Genomic DNA, 25,562 nt, shown 5'->3' on the forward strand with positions numbered 1-25,562 from the left:
TTTAATGTAACAAAAGGTTTCAAGTGCTTGAGGAATTACCGCTTTTGAATAGCCGCTTTTCTCAAATGTAAGGAGGCCCAAAAGATGAAGGGTAAAGTAAAATGGTTTAATGCTGAAAAAGGTTATGGATTCATCGAGCGTGAAGACGGTGGCGACGTATTCGTACACTATTCCGCTATCCAAACCGACGGCTTCAAAACCCTTGAAGAAGGCGAGCCAATCGAATTTGATATCGTTCAAGGCGATCGTGGTCCTCAAGCCGCTAATGTTGTTCGTGTAAACGCAAGATAAGGATGAACAATCCAAGCACTTCCTACACAGGAAGTGCTTTTCTTGTATTAGAGGGAAAGGTTTACCACTTATGATCTTCGCTCCGTATCCAGAATAAAGCTGGTACGGAGTTATTTATTACACGCCATTTATTAACACCAAATAAAGTCAAACCTCACTGATCTAATTTTACTTGTGATAAAGTTTTTTCTTGATCGTGTGCTCCTCCACTCATATTTAATCCAATCACACCAACAATTATCATTAGAATAGATAATATTTTAATTGCCGAAATCGATTCTTTGAACCACAAAATTCCTATGGTCGCAATAATAGCTGTACCTAATCCGGACCATATTGAATAAGCGATGCTCACATCAATGTTTTTGAGTGCCAATGTTACCAGAGTGAGACTAAGACCATAAAAAACAAATATTAAAATGGAGGGGATGAACTTCGTAAATCCTTCTGACATTTTCATAGATGTTGTACCTAATATTTCTGAAATAATCCCCAAGAAAAGAAAAATCCAACCCACTCGCTTCACTCCTCAAATTTTAAAATGATACTTATACAAACTATAAATGGAACCTAAAAGGTTCCAATTTGACTCTTAAGCATTGATTTCGTTGTTATTAATCGTTTTTCGCAAGATAAAAAACGTCTAGAACGGGCGATCTCCAACGATTGCCACGCGTTCAGCCTTGCGAGGGTAGGGATAATAGTCGGAAACCGCGTAATGTTGAGTGGCACGATTATCCCAAAAGGCGATCGAATTCACCTCCCAGTGAAAGCGCACCTGGTACTCGGGAATGTGAGCTTGGCGAAACAGGTACTGAAGCAGTTTCTCGCTCTCTTCAGGTTCTAGTCCGACGATTCGGGTAGTAAAAGATGGATTCACGAATAGAGTCTTACGTCCAGTTTCTGGATGGGTTCGTACGACTGGGTGCTCAACAGCTGGGAATTCCGCTTGTCTGACAGCTAACTCTTCCGGTGTCATTAAATGACTGAAAGAAGGAGTGAAGTCGTGGAGAGCGGTGAGACCATTGATACGTTCCTTGATCTCGTCGGGCAAATTGTCGTATGCGGCGCCCATGTCTGCCCATAGCGTGTCGCCGCCGAGGGGCGGGACTTCGATCATTCTTAATACTGCGGCTTTAGCAGGATTGATCCGAAAAGTGACATCGGCATGCCAGATGTTCTCGTAGCCGGCTTGTTTTTTATCTCTGGCAAAGCGAACGATTTCTTTTGATTGTCCCTGCGGGATCGAATAAAATGGGTGGATCTCTAATTCACCCCACAGCCGAGCGAATGCCCTCTGTTGCTCACTAGTGATTTGCTGGTTACGGAAGAAGATAACCTTCCACTCTAATATTGCTCGGTTCAACTCTGCTTGCAATTCTGGTGTTATTGGCTCTCTCAGGTCTACTCCGACGATTTCAGCGCCTATGATGGGACTTAGCGGCTTGACTTTGAACAACAAGTAGGGGCGCTCCTCTACGCCTTCGGGTAGACGACGCAAAATGCGTGGACCTTCGCGATCTTCTCGATTTTCAAACTTGAGTGGACGGGAATGATCGGTCATGATTTCAGACATGTAACAGACTCCTTTCAAAAACAATCAAAAGTAATATTATTTGTAATGATCTGTTGCTTCATGGACGTGAACATGGCGCTTATCAAGAATGAATAGTTCTCTGACTTTATTTCAATTTCATATAGAGTCGCGTTTCATTGAAATTCACAGCGTTGATTTACCTTAAGACCTTCTTATCGTAGAGATTAAATAATATCGTAGATCATTAAATTCCTTTAAACATTTAATTTCTTCTATTGATTTATTACTCTGTGATAACGGATTTACCATGTCGACTACGATCCTTCCGGGATGAGGATGCATGACTAAAATTCGCGTTCCTAATAACAGGGCCTCTTCTACATCATGAGTAATAAAAAATATGCATTTTCGTGTCTTCTTCCAAATCTCAATAAGATGGTTCTGCATGTTCTCCCGTGTCAAGGCATCTAAGGCACTAAAAGGTTCATCCATCAATATCACTTTTGGATCAGTCGCAAGTGTTCGAGCAATGGAGGCTCTTTGTTTCATACCACCCGAAAGTTGATGGGGCCACATTTTGGCTGAAGATTCTAGATCAACCATGTTCAAATAGTGGGAAACAATCTTCTTCCGCTCCATCTTTGACATTGATTTCATTTTCAGCCCAAACTCAATATTTTTTTCAATAGATAACCATGGAAATAAGTTGTGGTGTTGAAATACCACTCCTACATCAGAATTTGGTTTCATATGCTTTTTACCATCAATGATCACTTCACCAGTAGTAGGCTGATGAAATCCAGCCAAAACATTTAAAAGTGATGATTTTCCACATCCTGATGATCCTAAAACACACACAAAATCATTATGATATAATTGTAGATTTATATTATCCAGAACATTCAAATTATCATTCCTGCTGTTGTAAGTTAAACTTAACTTCTTTACTTCGATTAATGGGGAACTAGTTAAAGGTTCTCTGTGTAATTCAGCGGATACGGTTGACACAAACTCCCCTCCCTCAATAAATTAAGATTTTCTCACTTAATCTCTCATTTTCTCCATGTTTGAAAATGAAGCAAGCATTTAGAACGGATACATGTTGAATAAATGTATATAAAAGGAATTAAGGGTTTCACTCAAATAGAGGGCTTGCCTCTATTTGTAAAAATATGTGAGCGCTAGTGGATCTCCACAATGACCCAAGGGGTTTACCCTCCCATGTCTCACAGGATCAATGTCCCTACATTCCTTCGTCCTACCTGCCTTGGGGTGGAGGCTGAAAAAGCTCCTATACAGGGTCTATGCCCGAATGGGTTCATTTAGCTCAGCTTCTCCGCGCTTCATACTTGTGAAGAGAACCAGATTATGCTACTTCCTGTAATTGAATTTGTTGCAAAGCTCCTTGGAGCTTTGTGGGATCATAGGGAATTTGTTTGCGTCCAAGTACAAACAAAATGCGAATGAGCTTGCAACATAGAGCGATTAATGACTGCTTTTTATGCAAAGGGTTGTTTGAACGCTTTGTAAAATATGCATGAAGGGCTTTAAATTCAGGGTTTTTAGCCACAAGTGGCATTACACATCGAAAGAGTAATGCGCGTAAGCGGGGGCGACCTCTTTTCGTAATACGGGTTCTGCCCTGGCGCTTACCTGAACTATTCTCTTTCAGGTTTAACCCCGCCAACTTTTGGATTTGGCGATGATGTTCATAACGTTGGAGGTTTCCGACCTCCGACAAAAAGCCTGCAACAGTTGTAAAACCTACGCCAGGCATCGTTAGCATTTGCGCTGATCCTGGGATTTGATGAACGAACTCTTCAAGTTGTTCCATAAGTTCATCAATCTGTGAATGTAACAACAGGTATTGCTGAAGAAGCAGTTGCAATTCTTTACGAGCCATAGAAAGCCCTTTAGTTAAGCCTATTGAGGACTTGGCGGCTTCCAATAGCTGTGTGGCTTTTTTAATACCTACAGACCGTTTAATTTCTTGTCTCCATGCCTGAACAATTTGTTCAGCATTCATTGTTTGAACATCCGACGGCAATGGAAAGTGCTGTAGAGAGAAAAGCGCTGCTTTTCCTTCCCAATCCTTAAAAACGTCAAGAAACTCAGGGAAGAACCGGTCCAACCAGTTTTGAATACGCCCTTGAACACTCGCCAAATCTTGCGTTAAACGGTCTCGTAAGTTCATGCCAACACGAAGTTCGGCGTAGATTCCTTCGGGAATCTGCGGTTCGGAGTACCGTCCATTTTGAATTAACTTGGCAATAACACGGGCGTCTTTCACATCATTTTTGGTTGGGGAATTGTCGTCCAGCTCTTTACTCTTCTTTACATGCATTGGATTAACCATGACCAACTTGACGCCGTGTTTCTTGAGAAACTCGGCCAAACTCAACCAGTAATGACCTGTTGGTTCGATTCCAAACAGCACCTGCTGTTTGGAATGCTGTTTCATCAAGGACTTAATCCAAAAAAGCAAGTGGCTAAACCCAGATTGAGATTGGCTAAATGAAATGGTCTTTCCTAATTCAATCCCACGGAAGTCTAAAGCCCTTGCAAAATGCTTATGTTTAGCAATGTCTGCCCCTATGATTAAAGTTGATTCACTGATTTGCTCAATTTTACGATTTTGCTTATACTTCATACTAAGTACCTCCTCTGCTATTTAAGGGTCCGTCAGGGACACCTCGTATGTTAGCAAGAGGTACTTTTCTTTTTCAAACATCCCCCTATTTGATTACAGGAATAGCTCCTATTTTCCCTTACTTGTACAGATCACTTAATAGGGCCTGTTGATAGGTATTTACATCCGGAGCAGATGGTATGGCTTTTTGTGTAGTCATAAAGACTCCTGTATCCTTCAATACTTTTGCTAATTCTCCAATTTGACCGGATTCCCCAAAATATTTTTTCTGCTGAGAACCATCTAACCAAATAATTTGTCGCATCGTTTTTAAGCTTTCTTCCGGGGATAGCTCCAATTCGTTAGAAAGTAATTGAGCAGACTGTTCAGGTTTATCGCGATAATAATGAACAGCTTCATTTAAGACGGATATATATCCCTTTACAATGTCAGGATATTTTTTTACAAAATCCTTATGAACAATCCCAAGTTCAGCTGTAACTACCCCTTTTTTTGCCAAATCTTTAGAAGTTACTATGATATATCCTCCATCACTAATAAGTTTAGCTTGTGTAGGTTGCCAGATATACGCACCATCTATATCATTTCTTTTCCAAGCAGCATAAATATCCGGTGGTTGCATGTCAAGAATCGTTACTTTTTCCTTTTCAGGATTCATTCCTTCCGTTTTTAAGGCACCTAACAAACTAAAATGAGATGTTGAACTAAAAGTTGTTGCTATCTTTTTACCCTTAAGGTCTTTTAATGATTTGATACCAGAACTCTTTTTTACAACTAATGCCTCGCTTTCACCGATTACATCATGTAAATAAAAGACTTGGCAGGGCAATCCTTTTGCAATGCCTATCGCACCGGGAGGGGTTCCAACGAGACCAAAATCGATGCTGCCACTTGCAATTGCCGTATTAACATCTCGTCCTGAATCAAATTTAATCCAGTTAATTTTGATATTTGGATATTTTTTCTCTAATAGACCTAAAGCCTTAGCTAATAGTTCCGCATTCGGTGAAACTTGATACCCTAACCGAATTTCTTTTGGTGCAGGATCTGATTGTGAAGATGATGAGATGACTTCTTTTGCAGTGCCTGATGATGAAGTCTGATTAGAACAAGCGGTAGTAAGAGCAATTAAAATAGAAAATAGCGCAATAATTAACCAATTCATTTTTCTCCGAAATGACATTTCCGTTTCCTCCGCGAATTATTTGAGATCAATCTTCTGTTCCAATCCATGGAAATTGACGGCGTTGAATCCATCTAATGATTCCATCCATGATCATCGCTATTCCACTCATTATAATAATCCCTACCAAAATGATATCGCTGCGTAGATATTTACTTGCGTCCAATACCATCCAACCGATACCCGAAGTTGCCGCGACCATTTCTGCCGCTACCAACGTCGCATAAGTGACCCCAATCGCTGTTCGAAGCCCGGTAATGATGTCAGGTAGGCAAGTCGGAAAAATGACATAAGCCAATACCTTCCACTTTGATGCTCCCAATGATAAGGCACCGTTTATCCGATCTCGCGGCACCCTCTGTACACTAGATACAGTTGCGATAAACAATGGGGCAAAAGCATTTAGAAATAAGAGGGCAACCTTCGATTCGTCATCAATGCCTAACCACAAAACGAGCAAAGTATAATAGGCCAATGGCGGAAGAGGTCTATAAAATTCAATCAAGGGGTCGAAAACCGCGCGGATATATTTCGAATAACCGCACAGGATACCAAGTGGGATGGCAGTAATCAGCGCCAGAAAGAGTGCTAGAAATAACCTATTCAGACTGTTAAAGATATGTTTGATCAAAGAAGCGCCTTTATATCCTTCATGTAAGAGGTCTAAAAACGCAATCCAAACCGCTTGTGGAGAAGGCAAGAAAAGAGGATCTATCCATTTTAGATGCGTACTAATTGTCCAGACAAATAATATAAAAACAACAGTAACAATGGAAATCACCTTAGCAGGTACTATATTTTTTCGGAAATTTTGTCTGCTCAATAATACAGGCCCCCCTTTTATCTGTTATAAGTCTTTTGAGATGATAGACATCCCTATTTAATTGATCGGCAATCGCTTATAAAAAATAAAAAGGTCCCATCACAAGCAATAAATGCAAGGATACGGGACCTCCAGTTGTCTGGTCGGTTTAATTGTTTATTTCAGCTCGATTTACTTGGAATTATAATAACAGTGATGATTATTCGTGTCAATCGTTGAGCTAGGAAAAAGTTCGTAGGGATTCCCCGTCTGATGCTGATTGGCCGAACACGCCCCAACTTTCCACGTTTTTCCGAAAGTGCAAGACCAACATAAACAACGAAAACAGGAAAATTCCCGCCCACTCCCACCTTCCACATTCGATGATTTCCCTCTTGACTTTACCGCAACGTGAACCCTTAGGCTCGAGTTGTAACAAACGCAAAGGAGAGGGTATCGATGAACGCATATGACGAGTGGTACAGGCAACCTGGATATTACTGGGGCACGGCTCCATCGCAACTGGCCCAGCGTCTGATCTCATTGGCCGGGCAACCCACGGGTAAAAAAGTGGTCGACCTCGGCTCCGGGGAAGGGAAAGAGTGCATTTATTTCGCCAAGCAGGGCCTTCAGGTGACGGGGGTCGATTTATCCCGCGTGGGCTTGGCCAAAACCGTGGCCTGGGCAGAAGCGGAGCGGTTGGCCATTCGGACCGTACACGCCGATGTGCGTACCCATCGCCTGACGGAACCGGTTGATTTGCTCTATTCTTCTGGCACTTTGCAATATCTGTCGCCCGACATCCGAGCTGAACGCTTTCGCCATTTCCAAGAGCAGACGAATGTTGGCGGCCTCCATGCCATCAATGTCTTCGTTGACAAATCATGGTTGCCCATTCCCCCGGATTGGCAAGCACATGAAAGTTTTTACAAGAGTGGCGAGTTGCTCTCTTATTACGCCGATTGGGAAATCCTCCATTGCGACGAATTCCTCTTCGATTGCCATTCCAGCGGCGTCCCGCATCGCCATGCGCTACAAGTGATGGTCGCGAAGAAAATTGTCTGAACAAAAAAGGAGTCCACCACCGTTGCCATCTGCGGTGGACTCTTCGCCTGTCAGGCGGATTTGGCTCTTTCATCACTGAAATCCCGATATCGTTTTACACTCTCCGTTTGCCATTGCAAAAATTTCGTCTAAACTAGTCATAGGGTATCGATTCAAGGGAAGACAATATAACGATACCCACCATTTCACACACGAAAGATGGCGGCATATTTATGGCAAAACAACCACCGTCCTATAGCAAATGGATCACTTTCACCATATCCGATGAGTGGGCCAACCACACGGTCGAAGAAGTGTTGAAGGGACCCCTTCTCCTCTCCGGCCGGATGCTGAACCGCCTCACTCGCGGCAAAGGCATCTTGCTCAATGGGCGAGCGCCCTATCTTAAGAAAAAGGTAAAAACGGGCGACCAACTGAAAGTGGCCGTCCGTCCCCAAGAAAAATCGGAGCTCGCTCCGGAACCGGTTCCGTTCGAACTCATCTATGAAGATCTCGATCTTATGCTCGTCAATAAACCGGCAGGCGTGGCTGTCCATCCCGTACGGCCCACCGATCGCGGAACCTTGGTCCACGGCATTTTATATCACTTGCAAGCTCACGGCGGCGGCGGGGTCGTGAGGCCCGTCCATCGGTTGGACCGCGACACTTCGGGGTTGATCCTGGTCGCGAAAAACGCTTATATGCATCAACTGCTGGATCGGCAGTTGCGGGAAAAAAGCTTGAAACGCGGCTACCTCGCCCTGATCGGCGCAACTCTCCCCCAAGTTTCCGGCACCATCTCCGCTCCCATCGGCCGCGATCCGCAGCATCCCACCAGGCGCAGGGTGACGGAGCGCGGCGAACCCGCCCTGACCCATTATCAAGTGTTGAACCAGAGTGACCGGGGAGCGCTGGTGCAAGTGCAACTGGAAACCGGACGCACCCATCAGATTCGGGTTCATTTCGCCCATCTCGGCGCGCCTCTGATCGGGGATCGACTCTACGGCGGACCGGGCCTTTTCATGAAACGGCAAGCCCTTCATTCTGCCGAACTTGCCTTTACCCATCCACTCACCGGTGAGATGATGCGTTTCACCTCGCCGTTACCTGCCGATATGGAAACGGCCCGGCAACAGATGGGCCTGTAATTCGCGCCTTCGGAATTTGATCCGAAGGCGTTATTTCGCTCAGATCATTTTCAACAAAGCCTCCCGTCCAGTCATGCCAGCGGTAATGCCATATTCTTCCGCCGTATGGGTCACCGACTCCAATGGCGCTTCCAACAACTGTTCCAATGTCCGGACTCCCACCGCGCGCGCCGCAATGATCTCCCGATCGCGCAACCGCTCATTCAGAAGCCCCACATCCAAAGCTCCGCACATGATGTATCCTTTATCCGTCGTGATGACGAGCAAGGTCGTTTTGGGCAATTTCACTTCAATCCCCAACACCGCGTGGCCATCAATCTCAAATGGTCTCATCGCAATCATCAGTTCCCCTCCTCCACATCAGTCATTAACAACATATGTGCGAATGCCCAAAAAAGTGAGGGGAGGGAAAACTTATTAAAAAAAGCGGGCATTCTCTCATCGAGAAACCCGCCTGCTGGCGACACGTTGTGTCATTTTCTGTTTCAGTGTATATGTGAAGAGGATGGCACTGCGCGAAACGGTGGGATTTTCCCATCTTGAATCATCTTCATCTTTAACATTTCCACCAGGTAAACACCCATCATCTGAACCACTTCGTCATCCGACATCTGCTCAATCAATTTCAATACATGCTCCCGTGACTGTTCTTCCAAGATGCTGAGCACAATGGCCACCGCATCATCTTCATCGTCATTCAACTGGTCTCGATATAACGAGTAAACTTCATCTACAAAACTCATCGCGGCTATCCTCCTTATCCCTATTGTAGCGGAGAACTTGTCTTTTTTCGATACCCATCCTCGCCCTTTACAATAAATGGTGTTCCGTTCGGTGATCCGCTATACCGACTTCCAGCGTTTCTCTTCACATCGTGGCAAAGCGCCGGGCGCTTGCAACTGTTTTGCCAGCAGGTCCCGCAAAAACTCCGGCAAGTAATACTTTTGTACTTTCCCCTCTTTTAACCCTAGATAACCAATTCCAAAAGTAAACATATCGATCGTACCCAACCGAATCTCCTGTTCCTCTTCCAAACGCGCATCGCCCATCTTGATTTCCTTGACCCGTTGAAACGGCGGAGCGGCCGGATCATAGATCACTTCCACTCCCGATACACTGACCGTCCCCAACACTTCCCCCCGAAACCCGAAGCCGCGAATCGGCAAGGTGGCAAACTCATCGAGGAGCGCCTCCTCCAAGGTTCGGCGTATCTCTTTACCTTTGATCGTCATCAGGACCGGATTGATCGGATGGGGGCACACCGCGTGCAACCGCTGGCGGGTCACCGCCCCCGCGGGAATGTCAGCCAACAATTGGCCATTGTTGACCAGCCCGATCTCCGCACCGACCCAGTCACGCAGCGCATCAGCCAACAAGTTGGAGAGCGGACTCTCCCGGTACCAATCCACCCGCAAGGAGCGGGACAGGGTAATAATCGGTTGCGCCATGTTTTCTTGGGCTTCTTCCCGATAATGGTCAATCATCTCTTGCATGGCGCGCGCTTCTTGGCGTTCCTCAAGCGAATAGACTTGTCCATGAATCGCTGTCACCCGGCGTGTGTCCGGGTCTGCCACAATCTCGATGTGACCCAGGTATTGCCCGTGTTTGCCCGCACCCGCAAGCCAAGTGTCTCCCACCTGCTCCAACTCTTCCAGCAAGTGGTGCGTATGGGCCCCGATAATCAGGTCGATCCCGGGCACTTCCTTCGCCAACAACCGGTCATTCATCAGGCCAAGATGGGATAAAACCACAATCAAGTCCACTTCTTCGCGCAACCGATTCACATGTTCCGCCAAGACGGGAAAAGGATCCCGCACATCCCAACCCATCAACTCATACACGGTTTCATACGGAATGGTCGCCGCAAGAAAGCCGATCCGCAGCGGGCCTAGCTGGACATGGGAATATGGCGCGATCCAGGCGGGTTGGGCCAAACGCTTCACTTCATACACATTGCTGCTCAGCACTTGAAACGCCGCATTCCGATATACCTCCGCCAATTGGTCCCGGGAAAAGGTGAGCAACTCATTATTGCCCAACGTCACGAAATCATAGCCCATCTGTTCGAGGATTTGCCGGTTTACCCGGCCATTCGTTCCTTCCGTCTCCATCCGGACCCGATCCATATGGTCCCCGATATCCAACAGCAAAGACGGTTCATTCCGTTTATGCCACTCCGTGCGCAACTCCTCAATCAAAGGCACCATCTTGGCGGCTTGATCCAAGTGACTATGTAAATCGTTTGTATGTAAAAGATGAATGCGATCCTCTCGTTGCACACGCTCCCCTCCTTTAAATCAGATTGAGTCCATCCATAATCATGCGCACAGCCGTCACGAGAATGGCGATGCGCAACAGGTTCAACAAAGCGCGACTGCTCAGCTTAGACGAAATCCAAGCCCCGATCTTGCCGCCAACCCATGCTCCCGGCGCCAACACCAACGCCGAGATCCAATGGATATTGCCTTGGACAACATGCGTCACGCTGGCCACGATCGAGGAGAGAAAGATGATCAGCATGGAAGTGGCCGTTGCCACATGTGGCGGAAAACGGAACAACAAGATCATCATCGGTACCAAAAGCGAACCGCCGCCAATTCCAAACAGCCCCGAAATCACGCCGACCAAAAAAGAGAGTCCCAGGGCCGTCAAGCGATGATATCCATACTCATGCACGGTGCCGGCGGCATCGGTGAAGGTTCTCATCACATCCAACCGCACCTTGCGGGTCGCGCCTTTCTCCTTGACGCGCAACAGCCATGACACAAATATCATCAGGCAACCGAAGGCAACGAAAAACGAATCGGATTGGAACAGGCGGGTTAAGCTGGCCCCCACCATGGCCCCCGGCCCGCACGCGAGAAAGAAGGTAAACCCGCTTTTCACATCCACCCGTTTCTGCTTAAGAAACGACAAAGTGGAGCTGAGTGCCGTCAATACGATCAACAACAGAGAAGTTCCCACGGCAACGGAAGGCGTTATTCCTTGAAAAGAGGGATGGAACCCCGCCAGATAGAGTAGCGCGGGCACAATGATAATCCCCCCGCCCAATCCGACCAAACTTCCTACCGTTCCAGCCAAAAAACCCACAACAAACAGCAGAATCCATTCCATCGCGCAATCAACATCCCATCCGTACTAGAAAATATCCAATTGGCGCGGCGCCAATCCTTCAAATTCGATATCCAACAGCCGCATCATCATTTTGGCACTGTCGACCGCATCCCCTTGCGAGTTATTGTTAAACAACAACGTGACCCGCCGCACTTGCTGTTCCAACTGCCGCACATGGGAGACCCACTCTTCCAGTTCCGCCTCCGAATATCGATAGGCGTAGCGGACATCGCGCCAGTTGGGTTGCCCCGTGTTATTCCACCCGGCGACATTTCGCCCATGGAAGCGGACAAGCGCTTGTGCCGGATGTGTAGTCGCCAACACCAAGGGGACCGACCCTTCCCCTGCCTGAGGTTCATCACATATCACATGAATGCATTTTTCCTGTTCCAAGAATTGAAGTGTTTTGTCACGAAATTCTGGGCGAAACCAGCTTTGATTGCGGAACTCAACCGCCACCGGCACATCGCGAAACGCTTCGCGCACCCGCCGGATATACTTCACATGCTTCTGCGAACAATCGTACCATGGCGGAAATTGAAACAATACCGCCTCCAGCTTGTCCGCCCGCCGCATCGGCGCGAGCGACGCCAGCATATTCTCCACCAGCTCCTGCCACGGGCGCACCGGCGCTTTCTCCAAGCGACCATGTCCGGTCAACTCCCGATACGCCTTCACTACAAACCGAAAACTCTCCGGTGTGTCATCAACCCAGCGCTCCATCCGCTCCACAGGCGCAATCGCATAAAAGGTGCTGTCCACTTCCACCACCGGGAAATGACCCGCGTAGATGGCCAATTTCTCTTTCGCTTGCGTTCCCGGCGGATACAGATCATGATCACCCCAGCCGCACACCCCGATTTGAATAGGGTTTTCGTTTGAGCTCATCTTTCTGTTTCAACCTCTCTTGCAAGGGTATTGAGTTTATTCTATCACTTGTTCGATATGAAAAAAACGGATTCTGCAACTGACCATTTTATCATCTTAATTATGAATTGATTAAACAGCCTAAACGGATAGGTGGCTTTTCTACTTGGGTTGTCCCGGGAACCTCCTTGGACATTTTGTTATCCAAGACGGCCATCACCCGATATTCCCGGTTAAAGGGATAAGGTTCATATTACAACCAGCTTGTCCTGTTTGATGAAAACTCGACCCTCATGAATTAGCAGGACTTATTCAATTGCCCCATATCGTCAAAAAACAAAAAGCAGAGGAAAAACTCCCCTGCCTCGCCACTAGTGATATAAAGTTATACACGGGCATCTCATTGATAAAGAAAAAATAAAAGAACATAAAGATACGTTCCCATCATAATCAACTGATTTTAAATCTCTTCGTCAATAATCGCAACCACCCGACTCCAACCCGCACTGGCTTCCGCGATATTCACAGGAAACGCGGATACTTTGAACCCATGGGAGATTGGAATGAGATCAAGGTTGCACAACTTTTCAATCTGGCAATACTCTCTTGTCCGACCAACCAAATGAGCTTCCCAGAATTGAACTTTTCCCGCTTTGGCTTCTGCCGCCATCTGATCCAAAGGACGATCAATGCCCCAAGCGTCAATTCCAATCAATTTGACCCCTTGATCAAGTAGCCACTCAACCGCTTCTTTGGTTAACCCCGGCTGTTTAAACGCGTATCCAGGCGTACCAAAATGCTTGGATGCTCCAGTGTGCACCAAGACAATATCAAAAGGCTTGAGCGTATAGTCAATACGATCTAATTCCTTTTGCAAATCCCTTTCCGTGATTCCTTCGCCTGCTGACTTATGAGTCATATTGAAGACGACGCCATCACCATAACACCAATGAAGGGGAACCTGATCAATGGTTCGAGCGGGTTGTCCATTCGTCGTCGGTCCATAGTGATAAGGGGCGTCAACATGTGTTCCGGCATGTGTGGAAAGTGTAACCGTTTCCGTTGCCCATCCCTCTTGATTGGGAAAATACGTTTTATCAATGCCTAAGATTTCAACCTGACGCGCTCCATCCTGATGGTCATGATACTCAATCCGATGGGGGTTCAATTCAAAGGATGTTGTCGCATTACTCAATCGATCACTTAAATCAATCAAAGTCAAGCGTTTCCCATTGCTTATCATCTGATCTATTGGGCTAATTCGTCCACTTCTTCCGCTCATGATTGTCCCCCCTGGTTACTTGACTGTCGTTTGATGCAACCGCTTGTAAAATGGCTTTAATCCAACATCCGTTGCAATATTCGTATTTTAATAATGCTCTATCAAACAATTATTAACACTTGGGTAAATAAGCCGTTCCCGTTCTATCCGCTGTTTTTCCTTTGACAAAATGTTTGTGGTCATGATAAGTATAGCCTCCAGAATAACCTTACCTCTTATAAAATGAAGTTAAAGTTATTTTATAAGAGGCAATACTATAACTCAATCGAATTTTTTATTTATTTTTTCTGGATAATATTATTTAATCCAATACAACAAGAAATGGAAGTTAAAAGATCAAAACCGCTTGATATTGGCGGTTCATTTCGGTAAATCATTCACTTCACAAGCCACCCGTATGCCAGATGCGATGGCTCCTTGAATCCAACTTCGATCCGTTGAAGCATGTTCACCCGCAAAATGAACCCTTCCTTCGGGGGAAAGAATGGAAGGATACAATTCCACTTCTTGCTCCGGTTTGAAAAGCGCAAAAGAACCCGCGGAATATGGCTGTTGAACCCAACTGTGGACCGCTCCGGCAACATAATTTTGAATAATCCCGTCATCATGGATTTTTGCCAAATCTCTCAAGCCATACTCAATTTGTGCTTCCTGGGTCATTTTATCCCAAACTTGTGCATCATCTTCCCATGTATAGCTGGCCAAAACAACCCCGCACTTTTCACCGAATCCATGGCTTGGATAGTATGTCTGTTTAACCGGAAGATCAGAAATCGTCTGTCCCCCGTACATGCCTTCTCTTTCCCAAAATCGGTTTTTAAACTGAATGCCCATTTTTACAGATGGCACATAATGAAGTTCACGAATCGCTTTCCACTTGTTAAGCGAAAAAGAATGGTACGGTTCCACTTCAACAAAACGCAACACCGAAAAGGGGATCGTGATGATGGCAATATCCCCGGTGATTTCAAATGGTTTCGCCGTTTGGGTATGAACAGAGCGGATGATCACTTTATTGTCATGCTGTATTATTTTTCTGACCTCTTGTTGAAATAAAATATCTTCTTTTAACTGAGGGAGAAAGGCTCTTGGCAAGCGATCAAAACCACCTGTTATCTCGTAGAAGCGCATATGGGGATTTAAAAAAATGACAAACTGCCTGAATATATCCAAAAATGATAATTCCGATAACCCTTCCGTTGCCGTAAGCATTTTGGCCAGTTCAATCGCACGTAAATCGCCAAAAGGGTTGTGACGCAAAAAAGTATCAAGTGAATACTTATTCAATTCTTTTATGGCCATGCTCCAATTTCTTACAGGATCTTGACTAATAAAGTTGTATAGTGGCTGAAACGCAAAGTTAAGTAACTCAACAAACGTTTTTCCTCGTTCATTTTTCGCTAAATTAGCATTTATCATCGCCGGATTCCTCTGATAAGTTTTAAGCCGGGTCTTAATACCATTTACATAAAGGATGTCATTTGGAGTGGAATTAAAAAATGGATTGATTGGTAAACCAAATTTGCGAATATACCCTAAAGTTAAATAATGAACACTTGGAATGCGCATGGGTCCGGCTTCGATGTATTGTCCATCTGTAAAAGGAGAACGCAATGTCAATACACGTCCACCCACTCTATTTGCCGCTTCAATCATTTTCACTTGATGCCCGGCTTCCTTAAGCAGCGATGCTGCAACCAATCCGGCCATGCCTGCGCCAACAACGACTATATTTTTAGGTTGCCGTGGCGTGTTCATCCCATTTTGGATAATGGAGACCATTTGATATGGAGTGAGTTGTAGAGGCATTTTTCTTCCCCTTTATCATAAATTCCATGCTTCATCCTCATTTAGTAACCATCGTATTCAATCAGCATGAACCTTATGTATGGCAACCTTGCCAGTTCTTCTGAATCAGAGGAACTCGTGGATGAGCGACACACCGCTTATCTCCACCCGCCGCTTACCACCGTAAAGGTTTATACCGAACAGATGGGACGGATGGCTGTCAAAGTGCTGTTTGAACGCAAGGACCGGGAAGTTCCCATCCAAGGCCTCAAGATTCCAATTATTCCTATCTTGGAGATACCGAACAAAGCGCCATCCATCCCGCCACTTTATAAGCGGGGGATGAATGGCGCAAATCTGCCAAAAAGTGAAAAGCTCCTGGATCCTTTCACACGCTTAATGATATGGAATTGATTTGATGTAATACAGATAAACCACTGATTTTCCATTGTGGATGGAAGCATTCAATACAAAAGTGATTTCATGATGCTCATTGGCCAAGTAAGTCACATACAGCTGCCCTTCATCTTCCACTTTTTTAAGCGGCTTCCCAAGCTCTTTGCGCAATTGTTTAAGGGAGATTTGTTGCAAATCTGGATCAAAATCCTCCACCCAGGTAATGGGATCGCCAGGAAAATCATGGTCATAGATAAACCGGATATGGCGACTCCAAAAGTTGGCCGCGACACCGGAATCATCTTCCGGCGCTCCCCATGCCGCCTTCACGTCATCCAGCCGGCTTCCCACGCCAAAAGGGCCACTGTTTAATGTTCTTGTTTCAGAGGCCAAGTCCATGATTTGGTCCAGCAAGGCATGAGCGTTTATTTTGTCCCGGGATGTCTCCGCACCCGTGAGAGACGGGAATCCAAAGCTCGCCAATATCGCTCCCAAAATCAGAGCGAAAGTTAACCCTCGCAACCATCTTTTCATGTCATCCATTCCTTTCAAACCAAGGTATGTTGGAGCTGATTGTATGTTACAAAAGGAATGTTTCATGATAATAAATAATTATTTCTAAGTTGTAAATAATGTAAGCTCCCAAATACATGGCCCATGCCTCTTTACCAGGCCGCAGTCGACAAACCCACAGTCACCTATGCCATAACTCCTGCGCGAAGAGTGTTTGCACCAGAAAGTGATGCGCAAGACCATGGGATTGGGAGGTTTAATCTTTATACCCATCATAATACGGGGTCATTTAAGGGCGAGAAAGGGTTAAAAAATTCGAACATAATATGAACATTGTAATAAAAGCGAAAGGTCTTTTCCAAACAAAAGTAGTAATCAATGTAACGGTTATAATCTTTTACGCAACTAGGAGGAAAGCCTGTGAAAAAACATTCCCTCGCCTTATCCCTACTGGCAGGAGCCACCCTGTTCTTTGGCGCGACGGCGGAAGCTGCGCCCGTGCACCAACCCAAGCCGACAAGCGTGAAAAAGCTGGAACAAGACTGGAGAAAACAAGCCCGCACCAAGAAATTGAAGATCAATAGGCTGCCCGCGGCTAAACGGGGAGAAGAGAAGATCCTGTTCCATGAATCGCTCGAATCCAATCTTTATGTGGTGAATCCCGACGGCACGGACCCGCATCTTCTAATCGAGGGAGCGGAAGGTGGAAAACTCTCTCCCGATGGCAAGAAGATTCTGTTCACGGCATATAACGGGACAGACTCTACCGATGTGTACGTCGCCAACAGCGATGGAACGCATGTCGTCAACTTGACCCACAGTCCCGAGTGGGAATCTGCCGGATCTTGGAACCCGGACGGAACAAAAGTCACGTATGATTCCTTTATGAATGACGACCGGGATATTTGGGAAATGAATGCGGATGGAACCAATAAGAAAAACTTGACCCAAACCCCCGGTTTTTGGGAATCGTATGGCAACTATTCCCCAGATGGAAAGAAGATCCTGTTCATCGCATCTTCTGATGGCTATTTCGATGTCTATACCATGAACGCTGACGGCAGCAACGTGATCAATGTCACCAACACACCAGGATATTATGATTCTTCCGCCGAATGGACGCAAGATGGACGGATCTCGCTCAATGATGAACGCAATGTGTTTATTGTGGATGCCAATAAAACCAACCCCCATCTAAAAGCATGTTTCGATGCGGATTATGCCGGCAATACAGAGCTTTCTTCCGCTCTGTGCGATCAGGTCACCTTCTTTAAGGATGGTGCATTGATCTCAGCCACCACGTGGTCCCCCGATGAGAAGAAACTGGCGGTTTCTCGCTCCGTCTGGGATTCGAATGACCAAGAGATACCCAACAAAGTTCGTGTGTTCCTTGTGTCTCCGGGCGGAGATGAAACGGAGGCGAAACAAGTGACCAACAAAATCTTTTCATATGCCAGCGATTGGGGTGTCATGCGGTAATCCCCTTCGCCAGGTGAGCACCGAACCGTCTCCATCCCCCTTGAATCCCCAGAAAAACATGAAGCCATTCGACGCTATGGAAGCATCGAATGGCTTTTTTCCAACCTATTTCATTTCATGCTCTTCCCCTACCTCGTTTCCTGGTTCTCCCTTCCCGTCACCCATTCAACCAACCGGACCGGTCAAGGTCCGGCCTCCCTCACCCAGCCCGGCACAGCTGTTAAATTGATCCAATGTTTGCTATTTGCCATAGACTTCCGTCTTCTTCACACGATACAATAATGAAAGATTCACCGTTTTTCCGACAACCATCCTGCGAGGAGGGCTGAAGATGAAGCCGTCCTATTATTCGATTCGCCATCATGTGATCAATGAAATGAAAGCTTATTGTTTGGAACAGTATCCACAAGAAGGATATGGTTTTTTGGCCGGTCGTGACTACATGATTACACACTTTTTTCCGATTCAGAGCCAAAACCACTGCTCCTGCTCATGGGAATTGGAGCCGCGATCCTATCTGGATATCATCAAGCAGATTCGCCATCTTCAGTTGGACTGGCTCGGCGTGGTCCATTCGCATCCGGTGTCTCAAGCCTATCCTTCAGCCCGCGACATAACAGGTTGGCACTTTCACGAAAAAAGTTTGTGGATTTTGTCGCTCAAGGATAAAGAAATTCAACTTTGCCCTTACTATATACAAGAAAAAAAGATCCATCCCATCATGTTTGAAATCATCGAATAGAAATGAATAGGGAGAATGCTTATGATGGATTCATTCGTGTCCGCGTTACATACAGATAAATACCAGATCACCATGATGTATGCTCACTACAAGAACGGCACGCACCAAAACCGGCGCGCCTTTGATTTGTACTTTCGCAAACTCCCGTTTGGCAATGGCTATGTCGTGTTTGCCGGCCTTGAGCGGGTGGTTCGTTATCTGGAAAATCTGCGTTTCCGCGAAGAAGATCTCCTTTACTTGCAACAAGAGAATGCGTTTGAACCGGAGTTTCTTGACCTGCTCCGCTCTTTTCGCTTTACGGGCACGCTTTATGCCATGCCCGAAGGAACGCTCGCTTTTCCCGGAGAGCCGTTGATCCGAATAGAAGGCAATATCTTGGAATTGCAATTGATTGAAACCGCCCTGCTTAATTTTGTTGGTTACCAGAGCCTGATCGCGACCAAAGCCGCACGGGTTCGCCACGTAGCTGGGAACGACACACTTCTTGAGTTCGGCACGCGCCGGGCGCAAGAGATGGATGCGGCGATTTGGGGCACGCGCGCCGCCTATCTGGCCGGATTCGACGCCACTTCCAATACCTTGGCCGGTCAACGCTTCGGCATTCCCAGCCGCGGTACCCATGCCCATGCGTGGGTGCAAGATTTCGCGAGCGAACTGGAAGCGTTTCGCGCGTATGCCGCCGCTTTTCCGGATGCGACCACTTTGCTGGTTGATACTTATGACACCTTGAAAAGCGGATTGCCCCATGCGATTAAAGTGGGCTTGGAACTGAAACGGCAGGGGCACACCCTGGCCGGAATCCGTTTGGATAGCGGTGACCTCGCATACCTATCCAAACAAGCGCGGATGATGCTGGATAAAGCCGGACTCACCGACACCAAAATCACCGCTTCCAGCGATTTGGATGAATTTACGATTCTCAATTTAAAAGCGCAAGGAGCCAAAATCGATGCTTGGGGCGTCGGCACGAAACTGATCACCGCCTTTGACCAGCCGGCCCTGGGAGCCGTCTACAAAATGGTGGCGCGCTTTGAGGACGAAGAATGGGTGCCAACCATTAAAATCTCGTCCAATCCAGCGAAAATCACCACGCCCGGCCGCAAAAGCGTCTATCGCATCATCGATCGAAAGTCGGGCAAAGCGCGCGGCGATCTCATCACCGCGGTCGAAGAGAAGATCGATGAGGGCAAACCCCTGCAATTGTTCGACCCTGAACATCCATATAGACGGAAGAAAGTGAAAAACTTTCAAGCGATTCCGCTCTTGCAACCGATCTTCCAAGAAGGGCGGATTGTGTACGCCTTGCCCTCATTGCGAGAGATCCGTGAATACCATCAAAAACAGCTCGCCCTGTTCTGGGAAGAGTATTTGCGCATTCTCAATCCGGAAGTGTATCCCGTCAGTTTGTCTCATCAACTGTGGGATACCAAACAGCGGCTGCTTGCCCGCATATATGATTACATCAAGGCAGAAGAATGAAAAACTTCCCCCGACTGTTGCCACTTTGTGGCAACAGTCGTTTCCCATTCTTGACCTTTTTTCCCTCTTCCCTAAATAATGTGAATAGACATTTTTTAAATTCATGAATAAAGGAGCGAGAACTATGCTCACCATCCGCCAAGCCGTCCCCGCAGACCTGCCCGCGCTGGTCGACATCTACAACTACGCCGTACGGGAAACGACAGCGACTTTCGACTTGGAAGAACAAAGCGTCGCAGACCGTCAAGCTTGGTTCGCCAGCCATCAACCCGCACAATACCCGCTTCTCGTCGCCGAAGATGATGGAGTCGTTCTCGGGTATAGCGGAATCCTGCCCTATCGTGTCAAACCCGCCTATCGCCATACGGTGGAACTCTCCATCTATGTCCATCCTGCGGCCCAAGGCCAAGGCATCGGCAAACGGCTGATGGAAGCCATCATTGAACAGGCACAAACGATTGGCTACCATGTCATCATCTCCGGCATCACCGGCGGCAACGATGTCAGCTTCCGGTTGCATGAACAGTTTGGCTTCCAAGAAGTCGGCATATTGCGCGAAGTGGGGTATAAGTTTGATGACTGGCGCGATGTTCACTTTTATCAGTTAACCTTGCCGCTGGCTGACTAAATAAGCCCATTGTGCCCGCCTTTCCCCTTCCTATAACAGGGGAAAGGCCATCCCATCGAGAATTCCTTTAACATGATCCATGCGAGAAAGGGCGGACGGGGTTTGAAACGTTACGAGGAATATTGCGTCTATATCAAAGAATTATTGAATCAACAGAAAGTGATTTTGCACTTCGCTCATCCTGAGCGGCTGGAATTTCGTTATGACCAGCATGTCATCCAAGCGCTGATCGATAAGCAACCGTTTGAAGAGAAAGCTTTTTATCAGTGTTTGGAAGAGATTCCGCGTTATTTGTTGGCCATCATCAATCAAGATAAGGAACTTCTCCTCGATATGGAGCTGAAATATTATGATGAAGAGGACATCGCCTCACTGGAAGGGGAACAGATTAGCCGGGAAGTGAAAGAGAAGTTAAAAGTGATCGAAAAAATCTTCTACCAACCCCGGCTGATCCAGTCACTCAAGATCAAGCAAACGTCCAAATCCAAGTTGCTCAGCGATTTCCGTTGGGAAGTCAACCATAAAATATACGATCACGAACAGGGCCAACTCGAACCGCTCCGATACGTCCACTTGAAAATCGAAATGGCCCCCCCTGCCAACCATTCGCCGAAAAAACCTTGGTTACGCTATATTTTGGATAACGAGCCTCACAAAGAAGAGGTGACGTTGACCTTAACGCATGATGACATCGACTTTCTGCTGATGGAGTTAACGACAATGAAAAAGGTGATGTCACGTGAATAGACGGGATGATCGTTTTCCCTACCGAAAAATAAAACAGCGCGCCAACCAAGAGAAAGAAATCGAAGAATTCCTTAAATTACTTCAGCACTCCGCCGTCAAAAAAGGAAGTGTTCACGCCGAAGAGGAAAGGGCATTATCCAAAGAGTTGCTCACGCTCCGCCGACCGGCATTGTTTCCCCAATCCCCAACCAAGCCAAGCTCCAACAGTCTATGGCACTTTATGCATGCAGAAACCTTTGCCAAGCTTCGCAAATACTTCACTTATCTCGAAGAACATTTCGACGAGATGCATGATCGGACCCAGTCCCTGGGCATCATCAAAGACCTGCTCCATCAGCTGAAAAACGACTTGAATCCAGATCTGTACAAGTATGAGCGGCGCATTTGCCTCATCATCCACGACGCCATTCACAAGGCCAAAGCGGAACGGCTCACTCCCGCTCATCTCACTGTCTTGTCCCGCGCCTTTGAAACGTTGTTTCAAGGACAATGCGACAAACACATCTTCCGCCAGGTAGACCAACTTCTGCGCCACCACGACCTCAATTGGATCATCGGGGACGATGCGGAATGAAGACCCTGTTTTTGGACACAACCATTTTGGCGGACCGGTACCTGGCCAACGCCAAGCGCCAACGGGAGATCAAGCGGCATCTCCAAGGCAAGTCCTTAACCACCTCCAATTACGTCATCGGTGAGCTGAAAAACAGTTTTCTGAAAAGCTGCATCACCCTCCACACCCTCTTGCTGGATGAGGAGACCGTCGAAGATGCGTTGGCCCGCCTGGGACAGCGTTGCTTCAGCACTCGGCAATTCGACCGAATCTTGAAAGTGTTTGCCTATCTGTCCAAGCAAGTGGGTTACGATAAGGAAGAACTGTTGGAACGTCTGGACATTTTAATTGAAGATGAGTTTGAGATTTTATTTGTGGAGGGGATCGACGAGCTCGTCGACGAGTGCCGGTGCATCCGCGCCCAAGCCATTCCGGTCAAGGAAGGCAAACGGTGGTTCTTGGACCTCGGGTGCCGGCAACAACCGGAACCCTCATGCGGCATAGAAGAATTTTACGCCAAACATGCAAAAGCACTTAGCTCTTTGGCGCAACTGGAACCGGGCAACCGAATCATCCACACCGACAACCTCAAGGGCATGCTATCCAATCAGAAGAGCAAGTATGGGCGCAACTGCTGGAGCGTGGGCGATGCCATCATTTGCACCGAAGTGCCCGCCGATCAGTGGATTTATACCTCCAACCTCAAAGATTACGGGCCCCTCAGTCAGCGATTGGGGAAGAAGTTGTGGGCGGAGTGGGAAAGTACCTGAATATGCCCCGGCACAAACGAATTTATTTGCCAAAGAAACATCCATATTGAGTAATAACCTTGGCTCATGATTCCATCGAGTCAAGGTTGTTTTTTTCCCACACCGGAACATGTAAGGGGCGCCTACGGTTTTCAAACGATTTCCCGTTGCCCCATCCCTCCAAAATCGGTTCGGTCGCTTGCGGAAACGTGATTTCCAAGGGCAAAATCACCATCGAATGATAGCCTATCTCCGTTGCGGCGCTTCTCCCCTTTTCCGATAAGAAATCGCCAATCTCTCACACACCCATTTCCGCAGTGGCATTCACACGTTTTTCAAAAATCATGTGATCTCCATCACAGTGTTTTTTTTATTTTTCTTTTACTTTAAAAGAGAAGGTTGTTACAAACGATGATCGAGATCGAAGATCGAAAAACTTCATCGTCAACAATCTCAGGAAACAGCCATTTGTTTCAATAAGGAGAGGGGTAACCCATCATGCAAGAAAAAACAATCCAACTGATTCAATCGACTGTCCCGCTATTGCGTGAATATGGACAACAGATCACTTCCCGATTTTACCAAATGATGTTTCAGGCTCATCCAGACCTTTTGAATATTTTCAACCACAGCCACCAAAAAAACCGCACTCAACAGCACGCATTGGCGCGTACGGTTTATGCGGCGGCGGCAAACATTACACAATTGGAAAAGATTCTGCCCGTGGTGATGCAAATCGCCCATAAGCATCGGAGCATTGGAGTGGAACCGGAACAATACCCAATTGTTGGAGAACATTTGCTGGGAGCGATGAAGGAAGTGCTGGGGAGCGCACTCTCTCCGGAAGCGCTCCAGGCTTGGGTGGATGCCTTCCAGATCATTTCAGACATCTTCATTCAGATTGAAGGCAACCTTTACCGACAGGCTGAACAACAACCGGGAGGATGGAGAGGCTTTCGCGACTTCATTGTGGACAAAAAAGTGGCGGAGAGTGACATCATCACTTCTTTTTATTTGACTCCCGCGGACGGAAAGGAGATCGCGACATTCGCGCCTGGGCAATATATAAGCGTCAAAGTGGCGATCCCCGGAGATCCCCACACACATATCCGCCAGTACAGTTTGTCTGACGCTCCCAATAAAAAGCATTACCGAATCACAGTGAAAAGAGAGGATGAAAGGGAAAACCTGCCCGCAGGCAAGGTATCCACTTACCTCCATCGCCAAGTGAAGGAAGGCGACATCTTGAAAATCAGCGCTCCCGCCGGAGTGTTTACGCTCAATCAAACCAGCGTCTCACCGGTTGTCCTGATCAGTGGCGGAGTTGGTTTGACCCCGATGATGAGTATGCTGAGAACCCTAGTCCAAACACAGCCGGAACGTCAAGTCACGTATATCCATGCCGCCAGAAACGGACAAGTGCATGCGATGCGGGAAGACGTTTTATTGCTGCAGAAAAGGAACCCGCAAGTCAAATCTTATCTTTGTTATGATTCCCCAACGATGGAAGATCGGTTGAAAAACCGTTTCGACATAGAAGGGCATATTCAAGTGGAGTGGTTGCAAACCGTTCTACCGAAAAAAGCGGACATCTATCTTTGCGGTCCCGTCCCGTTCATGATATCCGTATACCAAGCGCTTGTTTCCCTCGGCGTTGATAAATCATGTATCCATTATGAATTCTTCGGGCCAAGCGGCGTGCTGGAAGCGGCAAATCGCCCGCAAACCGTCAACATATAAGCGAATTGGGCCGGGTTGCCCATAACCAGGGTTTGAAAATGAGGAGGGAATAAAACTAAACAACATCATCTCCACCATGTTGGATACGGATATCCTCATCCCCGGGGCGGATCAATTGTTTGAAACGGTAGAGGTGAACGGACGATATTTTCCCATGCCCGTCTCCTTTCGGGAGTGGGTACCCTACACCCCGTTTGGGACCGGCCGACTGATCCTGTTTTTCATCATGAAATCATCCGACGGCATCGCCATGAACCAGGCTATTAGGGACGCGATATTGGAATTGAATCCCAAAGAGCTGTACTGCGATTTTTCTGATCCGGGAGACAAGAACTATGAACGGGAAAAAAGGATCAAGTCTCTCTATGAAGCCTCAGGTTACGCCTATCCGCGTTCCATTTACGGTTTTGTCCAATTGCTTCGCCAATTCGGTTTGTTGATTGAGGTTAAGGTCGAAGATCACATCTATTTGGCTTCTGTCTTACGTCCCTATCCAGCTCCCTAGTGATGCACTCGATTTGGCCAATCTTCAGGCGTAAACTGAAACGACTATAGATTTGTGAAATGGCCAAGTGACCGCCTGTAACAATAAAAAATCAGGCTACATGACGGAGGGGACCCGAAAACGGAGTCCCCTCTATTATCAAAAAAGTGTTTTATCATAGGTGGCATTGAAGTTAAAAATCGAGCTCAATCTTGATTCCGTCATCGTCCTTGTCCACTTCTGCTTCCCGGGAGTCGTTATCCAACTCACCGTGGTGCAATTCCAAATCCATCGGATCCCATTCTTTCATTTTTATTCCTCCAATTCATTATTTGTTTAAAGAATC

General features: G+C 46.8%; 27 protein-coding genes. 13 read left to right on the forward strand and 14 right to left on the reverse strand.

The annotated features are described in order from the left end of the window. The first annotated feature begins 84 nt into the window (after positions 1-84). A complete protein-coding gene (locus ACFQNG_RS19355) occupies positions 85-291 on the forward strand; it encodes a cold shock domain-containing protein (protein ID WP_379867557.1) in 207 nt (68 codons plus the stop codon). A gap of 154 nt (positions 292-445) precedes the next feature. Here ACFQNG_RS19355 and ACFQNG_RS19360 read toward each other — a convergent pair whose 3' ends face one another. From ACFQNG_RS19360 to ACFQNG_RS19385, 6 genes are all read right to left on the reverse strand, one after another. Continuing rightward, entirely contained in the window at positions 446-808 is a 363-nt protein-coding gene (locus ACFQNG_RS19360; RefSeq protein WP_379867558.1) for a DMT family transporter, read from the reverse strand. Positions 809-934: 126 nt separating this feature from the next. Then, entirely contained in the window at positions 935-1,867 is a 933-nt protein-coding gene (locus tag ACFQNG_RS19365; protein WP_379867559.1) for a TauD/TfdA dioxygenase family protein, read from the reverse strand. A gap of 162 nt (positions 1,868-2,029) precedes the next feature. Then, the gene (locus ACFQNG_RS19370; RefSeq protein WP_379867560.1) at positions 2,030-2,836 is read right to left on the reverse strand and encodes an ABC transporter ATP-binding protein; all 807 of its coding nucleotides are present in this window, start codon (positions 2,834-2,836) and stop codon (positions 2,030-2,032) included. A 358-nt stretch (positions 2,837-3,194) separates the two neighbouring features. Further along, the gene (locus ACFQNG_RS19375) at positions 3,195-4,478 is read right to left on the reverse strand and encodes an IS110 family RNA-guided transposase (RefSeq protein WP_379867561.1); all 1,284 of its coding nucleotides are present in this window, start codon (positions 4,476-4,478) and stop codon (positions 3,195-3,197) included. 118 nt (positions 4,479-4,596) lie between these two features. Continuing rightward, the gene (locus tag ACFQNG_RS19380; protein WP_379867562.1) at positions 4,597-5,661 is read right to left on the reverse strand and encodes a taurine ABC transporter substrate-binding protein; all 1,065 of its coding nucleotides are present in this window, start codon (positions 5,659-5,661) and stop codon (positions 4,597-4,599) included. 28 nt (positions 5,662-5,689) lie between these two features. Then, the gene (locus tag ACFQNG_RS19385; RefSeq protein WP_379867592.1) at positions 5,690-6,433 is read right to left on the reverse strand and encodes an ABC transporter permease subunit; all 744 of its coding nucleotides are present in this window, start codon (positions 6,431-6,433) and stop codon (positions 5,690-5,692) included. A 489-nt stretch (positions 6,434-6,922) separates the two neighbouring features. Between ACFQNG_RS19385 and ACFQNG_RS19390 the strand changes: the two genes are divergently transcribed. Both ACFQNG_RS19390 and ACFQNG_RS19395 read left to right on the forward strand, forming a co-directional pair. Then, entirely contained in the window at positions 6,923-7,528 is a 606-nt protein-coding gene (locus tag ACFQNG_RS19390) for a methyltransferase domain-containing protein (RefSeq protein ID WP_379867563.1), read from the forward strand. Positions 7,529-7,740: 212 nt separating this feature from the next. Further along, a complete protein-coding gene (locus ACFQNG_RS19395; RefSeq protein WP_379867564.1) occupies positions 7,741-8,655 on the forward strand; it encodes an RluA family pseudouridine synthase in 915 nt (304 codons plus the stop codon). A gap of 39 nt (positions 8,656-8,694) precedes the next feature. On the opposite strand, the gene ACFQNG_RS19400 is transcribed toward ACFQNG_RS19395, so the two are convergent. From ACFQNG_RS19400 to ACFQNG_RS19430, 7 genes are all read right to left on the reverse strand, one after another. Next, on the reverse strand, positions 8,695-8,997 hold the full coding sequence (locus tag ACFQNG_RS19400; protein ID WP_379867565.1) for a YunC family protein: 303 nt from the start codon (positions 8,995-8,997) through the stop codon (positions 8,695-8,697). A 143-nt stretch (positions 8,998-9,140) separates the two neighbouring features. Further along, positions 9,141-9,398, reverse strand: coding sequence for a DUF6154 family protein (locus ACFQNG_RS19405; protein ID WP_379867566.1), 258 nt, complete (start codon positions 9,396-9,398; stop codon positions 9,141-9,143). Between the two features lie 99 nt (positions 9,399-9,497). After that, positions 9,498-10,934 carry a bifunctional metallophosphatase/5'-nucleotidase gene (locus tag ACFQNG_RS19410; RefSeq protein ID WP_379867567.1) on the reverse strand — a complete coding sequence of 479 codons (1,437 nt, stop codon included), beginning with the start codon at positions 10,932-10,934 and terminating at the stop codon, positions 9,498-9,500. A gap of 13 nt (positions 10,935-10,947) precedes the next feature. Then, on the reverse strand, positions 10,948-11,769 hold the full coding sequence (locus ACFQNG_RS19415) for a sulfite exporter TauE/SafE family protein (protein WP_379867568.1): 822 nt from the start codon (positions 11,767-11,769) through the stop codon (positions 10,948-10,950). 24 nt (positions 11,770-11,793) lie between these two features. After that, positions 11,794-12,657: a DUF72 domain-containing protein gene (locus tag ACFQNG_RS19420; protein ID WP_379867569.1), complete on the reverse strand. Its 864-nt coding sequence runs from the start codon at positions 12,655-12,657 to the stop codon at positions 11,794-11,796. A 439-nt stretch (positions 12,658-13,096) separates the two neighbouring features. After that, entirely contained in the window at positions 13,097-13,918 is an 822-nt protein-coding gene (locus ACFQNG_RS19425) for a cyclase family protein (RefSeq protein WP_379867570.1), read from the reverse strand. Positions 13,919-14,278: 360 nt separating this feature from the next. Beyond that, positions 14,279-15,727 carry a flavin monoamine oxidase family protein gene (locus ACFQNG_RS19430; protein ID WP_379867571.1) on the reverse strand — a complete coding sequence of 483 codons (1,449 nt, stop codon included), beginning with the start codon at positions 15,725-15,727 and terminating at the stop codon, positions 14,279-14,281. Between the two features lie 117 nt (positions 15,728-15,844). Here ACFQNG_RS19430 and ACFQNG_RS19435 point away from each other — a divergent pair, with 117 nt between their 5' ends. After that, positions 15,845-16,120, forward strand: coding sequence for a hypothetical protein (locus ACFQNG_RS19435; protein WP_379867572.1), 276 nt, complete (start codon positions 15,845-15,847; stop codon positions 16,118-16,120). On the opposite strand, the gene ACFQNG_RS19440 is transcribed toward ACFQNG_RS19435, so the two are convergent. Continuing rightward, positions 16,103-16,636, reverse strand: a complete 534-nt coding sequence (locus tag ACFQNG_RS19440) for a DUF4309 domain-containing protein (RefSeq protein WP_379867573.1) — start codon at positions 16,634-16,636, stop codon at positions 16,103-16,105. The genes ACFQNG_RS19435 and ACFQNG_RS19440 overlap by 18 nt on opposite strands. 399 nt (positions 16,637-17,035) lie before the next feature. Here ACFQNG_RS19440 and ACFQNG_RS19445 point away from each other — a divergent pair, with 399 nt between their 5' ends. The 9 genes from ACFQNG_RS19445 (at position 17,036) to ACFQNG_RS19485 (ending at position 25,237) form a co-directional block, all read left to right on the forward strand. Next, positions 17,036-18,094: a TolB family protein gene (locus ACFQNG_RS19445; protein ID WP_379867574.1), complete on the forward strand. Its 1,059-nt coding sequence runs from the start codon at positions 17,036-17,038 to the stop codon at positions 18,092-18,094. A gap of 331 nt (positions 18,095-18,425) precedes the next feature. Continuing rightward, positions 18,426-18,836: a M67 family metallopeptidase gene (locus ACFQNG_RS19450; RefSeq protein ID WP_379867575.1), complete on the forward strand. Its 411-nt coding sequence runs from the start codon at positions 18,426-18,428 to the stop codon at positions 18,834-18,836. Between the two features lie 24 nt (positions 18,837-18,860). After that, positions 18,861-20,315 (forward strand): nicotinate phosphoribosyltransferase, encoded by a 1,455-nt coding sequence (locus ACFQNG_RS19455; RefSeq protein WP_379867576.1) that lies wholly within the window; start codon positions 18,861-18,863, stop codon positions 20,313-20,315. Positions 20,316-20,439: 124 nt separating this feature from the next. Further along, positions 20,440-20,943, forward strand: coding sequence for a GNAT family N-acetyltransferase (locus ACFQNG_RS19460; protein ID WP_379867577.1), 504 nt, complete (start codon positions 20,440-20,442; stop codon positions 20,941-20,943). A gap of 102 nt (positions 20,944-21,045) precedes the next feature. Then, the gene (locus ACFQNG_RS19465) at positions 21,046-21,690 is read left to right on the forward strand and encodes a hypothetical protein (RefSeq protein ID WP_379867578.1); all 645 of its coding nucleotides are present in this window, start codon (positions 21,046-21,048) and stop codon (positions 21,688-21,690) included. Beyond that, entirely contained in the window at positions 21,683-22,264 is a 582-nt protein-coding gene (locus tag ACFQNG_RS19470) for a hypothetical protein (protein ID WP_379867579.1), read from the forward strand. Before ACFQNG_RS19465 ends, ACFQNG_RS19470 begins: the two co-directional genes overlap by 8 nt. Continuing rightward, positions 22,261-23,013, forward strand: coding sequence for a hypothetical protein (locus ACFQNG_RS19475; protein WP_379867580.1), 753 nt, complete (start codon positions 22,261-22,263; stop codon positions 23,011-23,013). Before ACFQNG_RS19470 ends, ACFQNG_RS19475 begins: the two co-directional genes overlap by 4 nt. Positions 23,014-23,487: 474 nt before the next feature. Continuing rightward, positions 23,488-24,732, forward strand: a complete 1,245-nt coding sequence (gene hmpA / locus ACFQNG_RS19480) for an NO-inducible flavohemoprotein (RefSeq protein ID WP_379867593.1) — start codon at positions 23,488-23,490, stop codon at positions 24,730-24,732. 76 nt (positions 24,733-24,808) lie between these two features. Then, positions 24,809-25,237, forward strand: a complete 429-nt coding sequence (locus ACFQNG_RS19485) for a hypothetical protein (protein ID WP_379867581.1) — start codon at positions 24,809-24,811, stop codon at positions 25,235-25,237. The last annotated feature ends 325 nt before the right edge of the window (positions 25,238-25,562 follow it).

The organism is Laceyella putida (assembly GCF_042665195.1).
GTDB lineage: Bacteria > Bacillota > Bacilli > Thermoactinomycetales > Thermoactinomycetaceae > Laceyella > Laceyella putida.

Excerpts from the sequence above, each read along its gene's own strand:
- ACFQNG_RS19365 (WP_379867559.1), bottom strand. The coding sequence starts at position 1,867 with ATGTCTGAAATCATGACCGATCATTCCCGTCCACTCAAGTTTGAAAAT.
- ACFQNG_RS19485 (WP_379867581.1), top strand. The coding sequence starts at position 24,809 with ATGTTGGATACGGATATCCTCATCCCCGGGGCGGATCAATTGTTTGAA.
- ACFQNG_RS19455 (WP_379867576.1), top strand. The coding sequence starts at position 18,861 with ATGGATTCATTCGTGTCCGCGTTACATACAGATAAATACCAGATCACC.
- ACFQNG_RS19355 (WP_379867557.1), top strand. The coding sequence starts at position 85 with ATGAAGGGTAAAGTAAAATGGTTTAATGCTGAAAAAGGTTATGGATTC.
- ACFQNG_RS19425 (WP_379867570.1), bottom strand. The coding sequence starts at position 13,918 with ATGAGCGGAAGAAGTGGACGAATTAGCCCAATAGATCAGATGATAAGC.
- ACFQNG_RS19375 (WP_379867561.1), bottom strand. The coding sequence starts at position 4,478 with ATGAAGTATAAGCAAAATCGTAAAATTGAGCAAATCAGTGAATCAACT.
- ACFQNG_RS19400 (WP_379867565.1), bottom strand. The coding sequence starts at position 8,997 with ATGATTGCGATGAGACCATTTGAGATTGATGGCCACGCGGTGTTGGGG.
- ACFQNG_RS19415 (WP_379867568.1), bottom strand. The coding sequence starts at position 11,769 with ATGGAATGGATTCTGCTGTTTGTTGTGGGTTTTTTGGCTGGAACGGTA.
- ACFQNG_RS19450 (WP_379867575.1), top strand. The coding sequence starts at position 18,426 with ATGAAGCCGTCCTATTATTCGATTCGCCATCATGTGATCAATGAAATG.
- ACFQNG_RS19440 (WP_379867573.1), bottom strand. The coding sequence starts at position 16,636 with ATGAAAAGATGGTTGCGAGGGTTAACTTTCGCTCTGATTTTGGGAGCG.
- ACFQNG_RS19420 (WP_379867569.1), bottom strand. The coding sequence starts at position 12,657 with ATGAGCTCAAACGAAAACCCTATTCAAATCGGGGTGTGCGGCTGGGGT.
- ACFQNG_RS19380 (WP_379867562.1), bottom strand. The coding sequence starts at position 5,661 with ATGTCATTTCGGAGAAAAATGAATTGGTTAATTATTGCGCTATTTTCT.
- ACFQNG_RS19395 (WP_379867564.1), top strand. The coding sequence starts at position 7,741 with ATGGCAAAACAACCACCGTCCTATAGCAAATGGATCACTTTCACCATA.
- ACFQNG_RS19460 (WP_379867577.1), top strand. The coding sequence starts at position 20,440 with ATGCTCACCATCCGCCAAGCCGTCCCCGCAGACCTGCCCGCGCTGGTC.
- ACFQNG_RS19475 (WP_379867580.1), top strand. The coding sequence starts at position 22,261 with ATGAAGACCCTGTTTTTGGACACAACCATTTTGGCGGACCGGTACCTG.
- ACFQNG_RS19405 (WP_379867566.1), bottom strand. The coding sequence starts at position 9,398 with ATGAGTTTTGTAGATGAAGTTTACTCGTTATATCGAGACCAGTTGAAT.
- ACFQNG_RS19390 (WP_379867563.1), top strand. The coding sequence starts at position 6,923 with ATGAACGCATATGACGAGTGGTACAGGCAACCTGGATATTACTGGGGC.
- ACFQNG_RS19430 (WP_379867571.1), bottom strand. The coding sequence starts at position 15,727 with ATGCCTCTACAACTCACTCCATATCAAATGGTCTCCATTATCCAAAAT.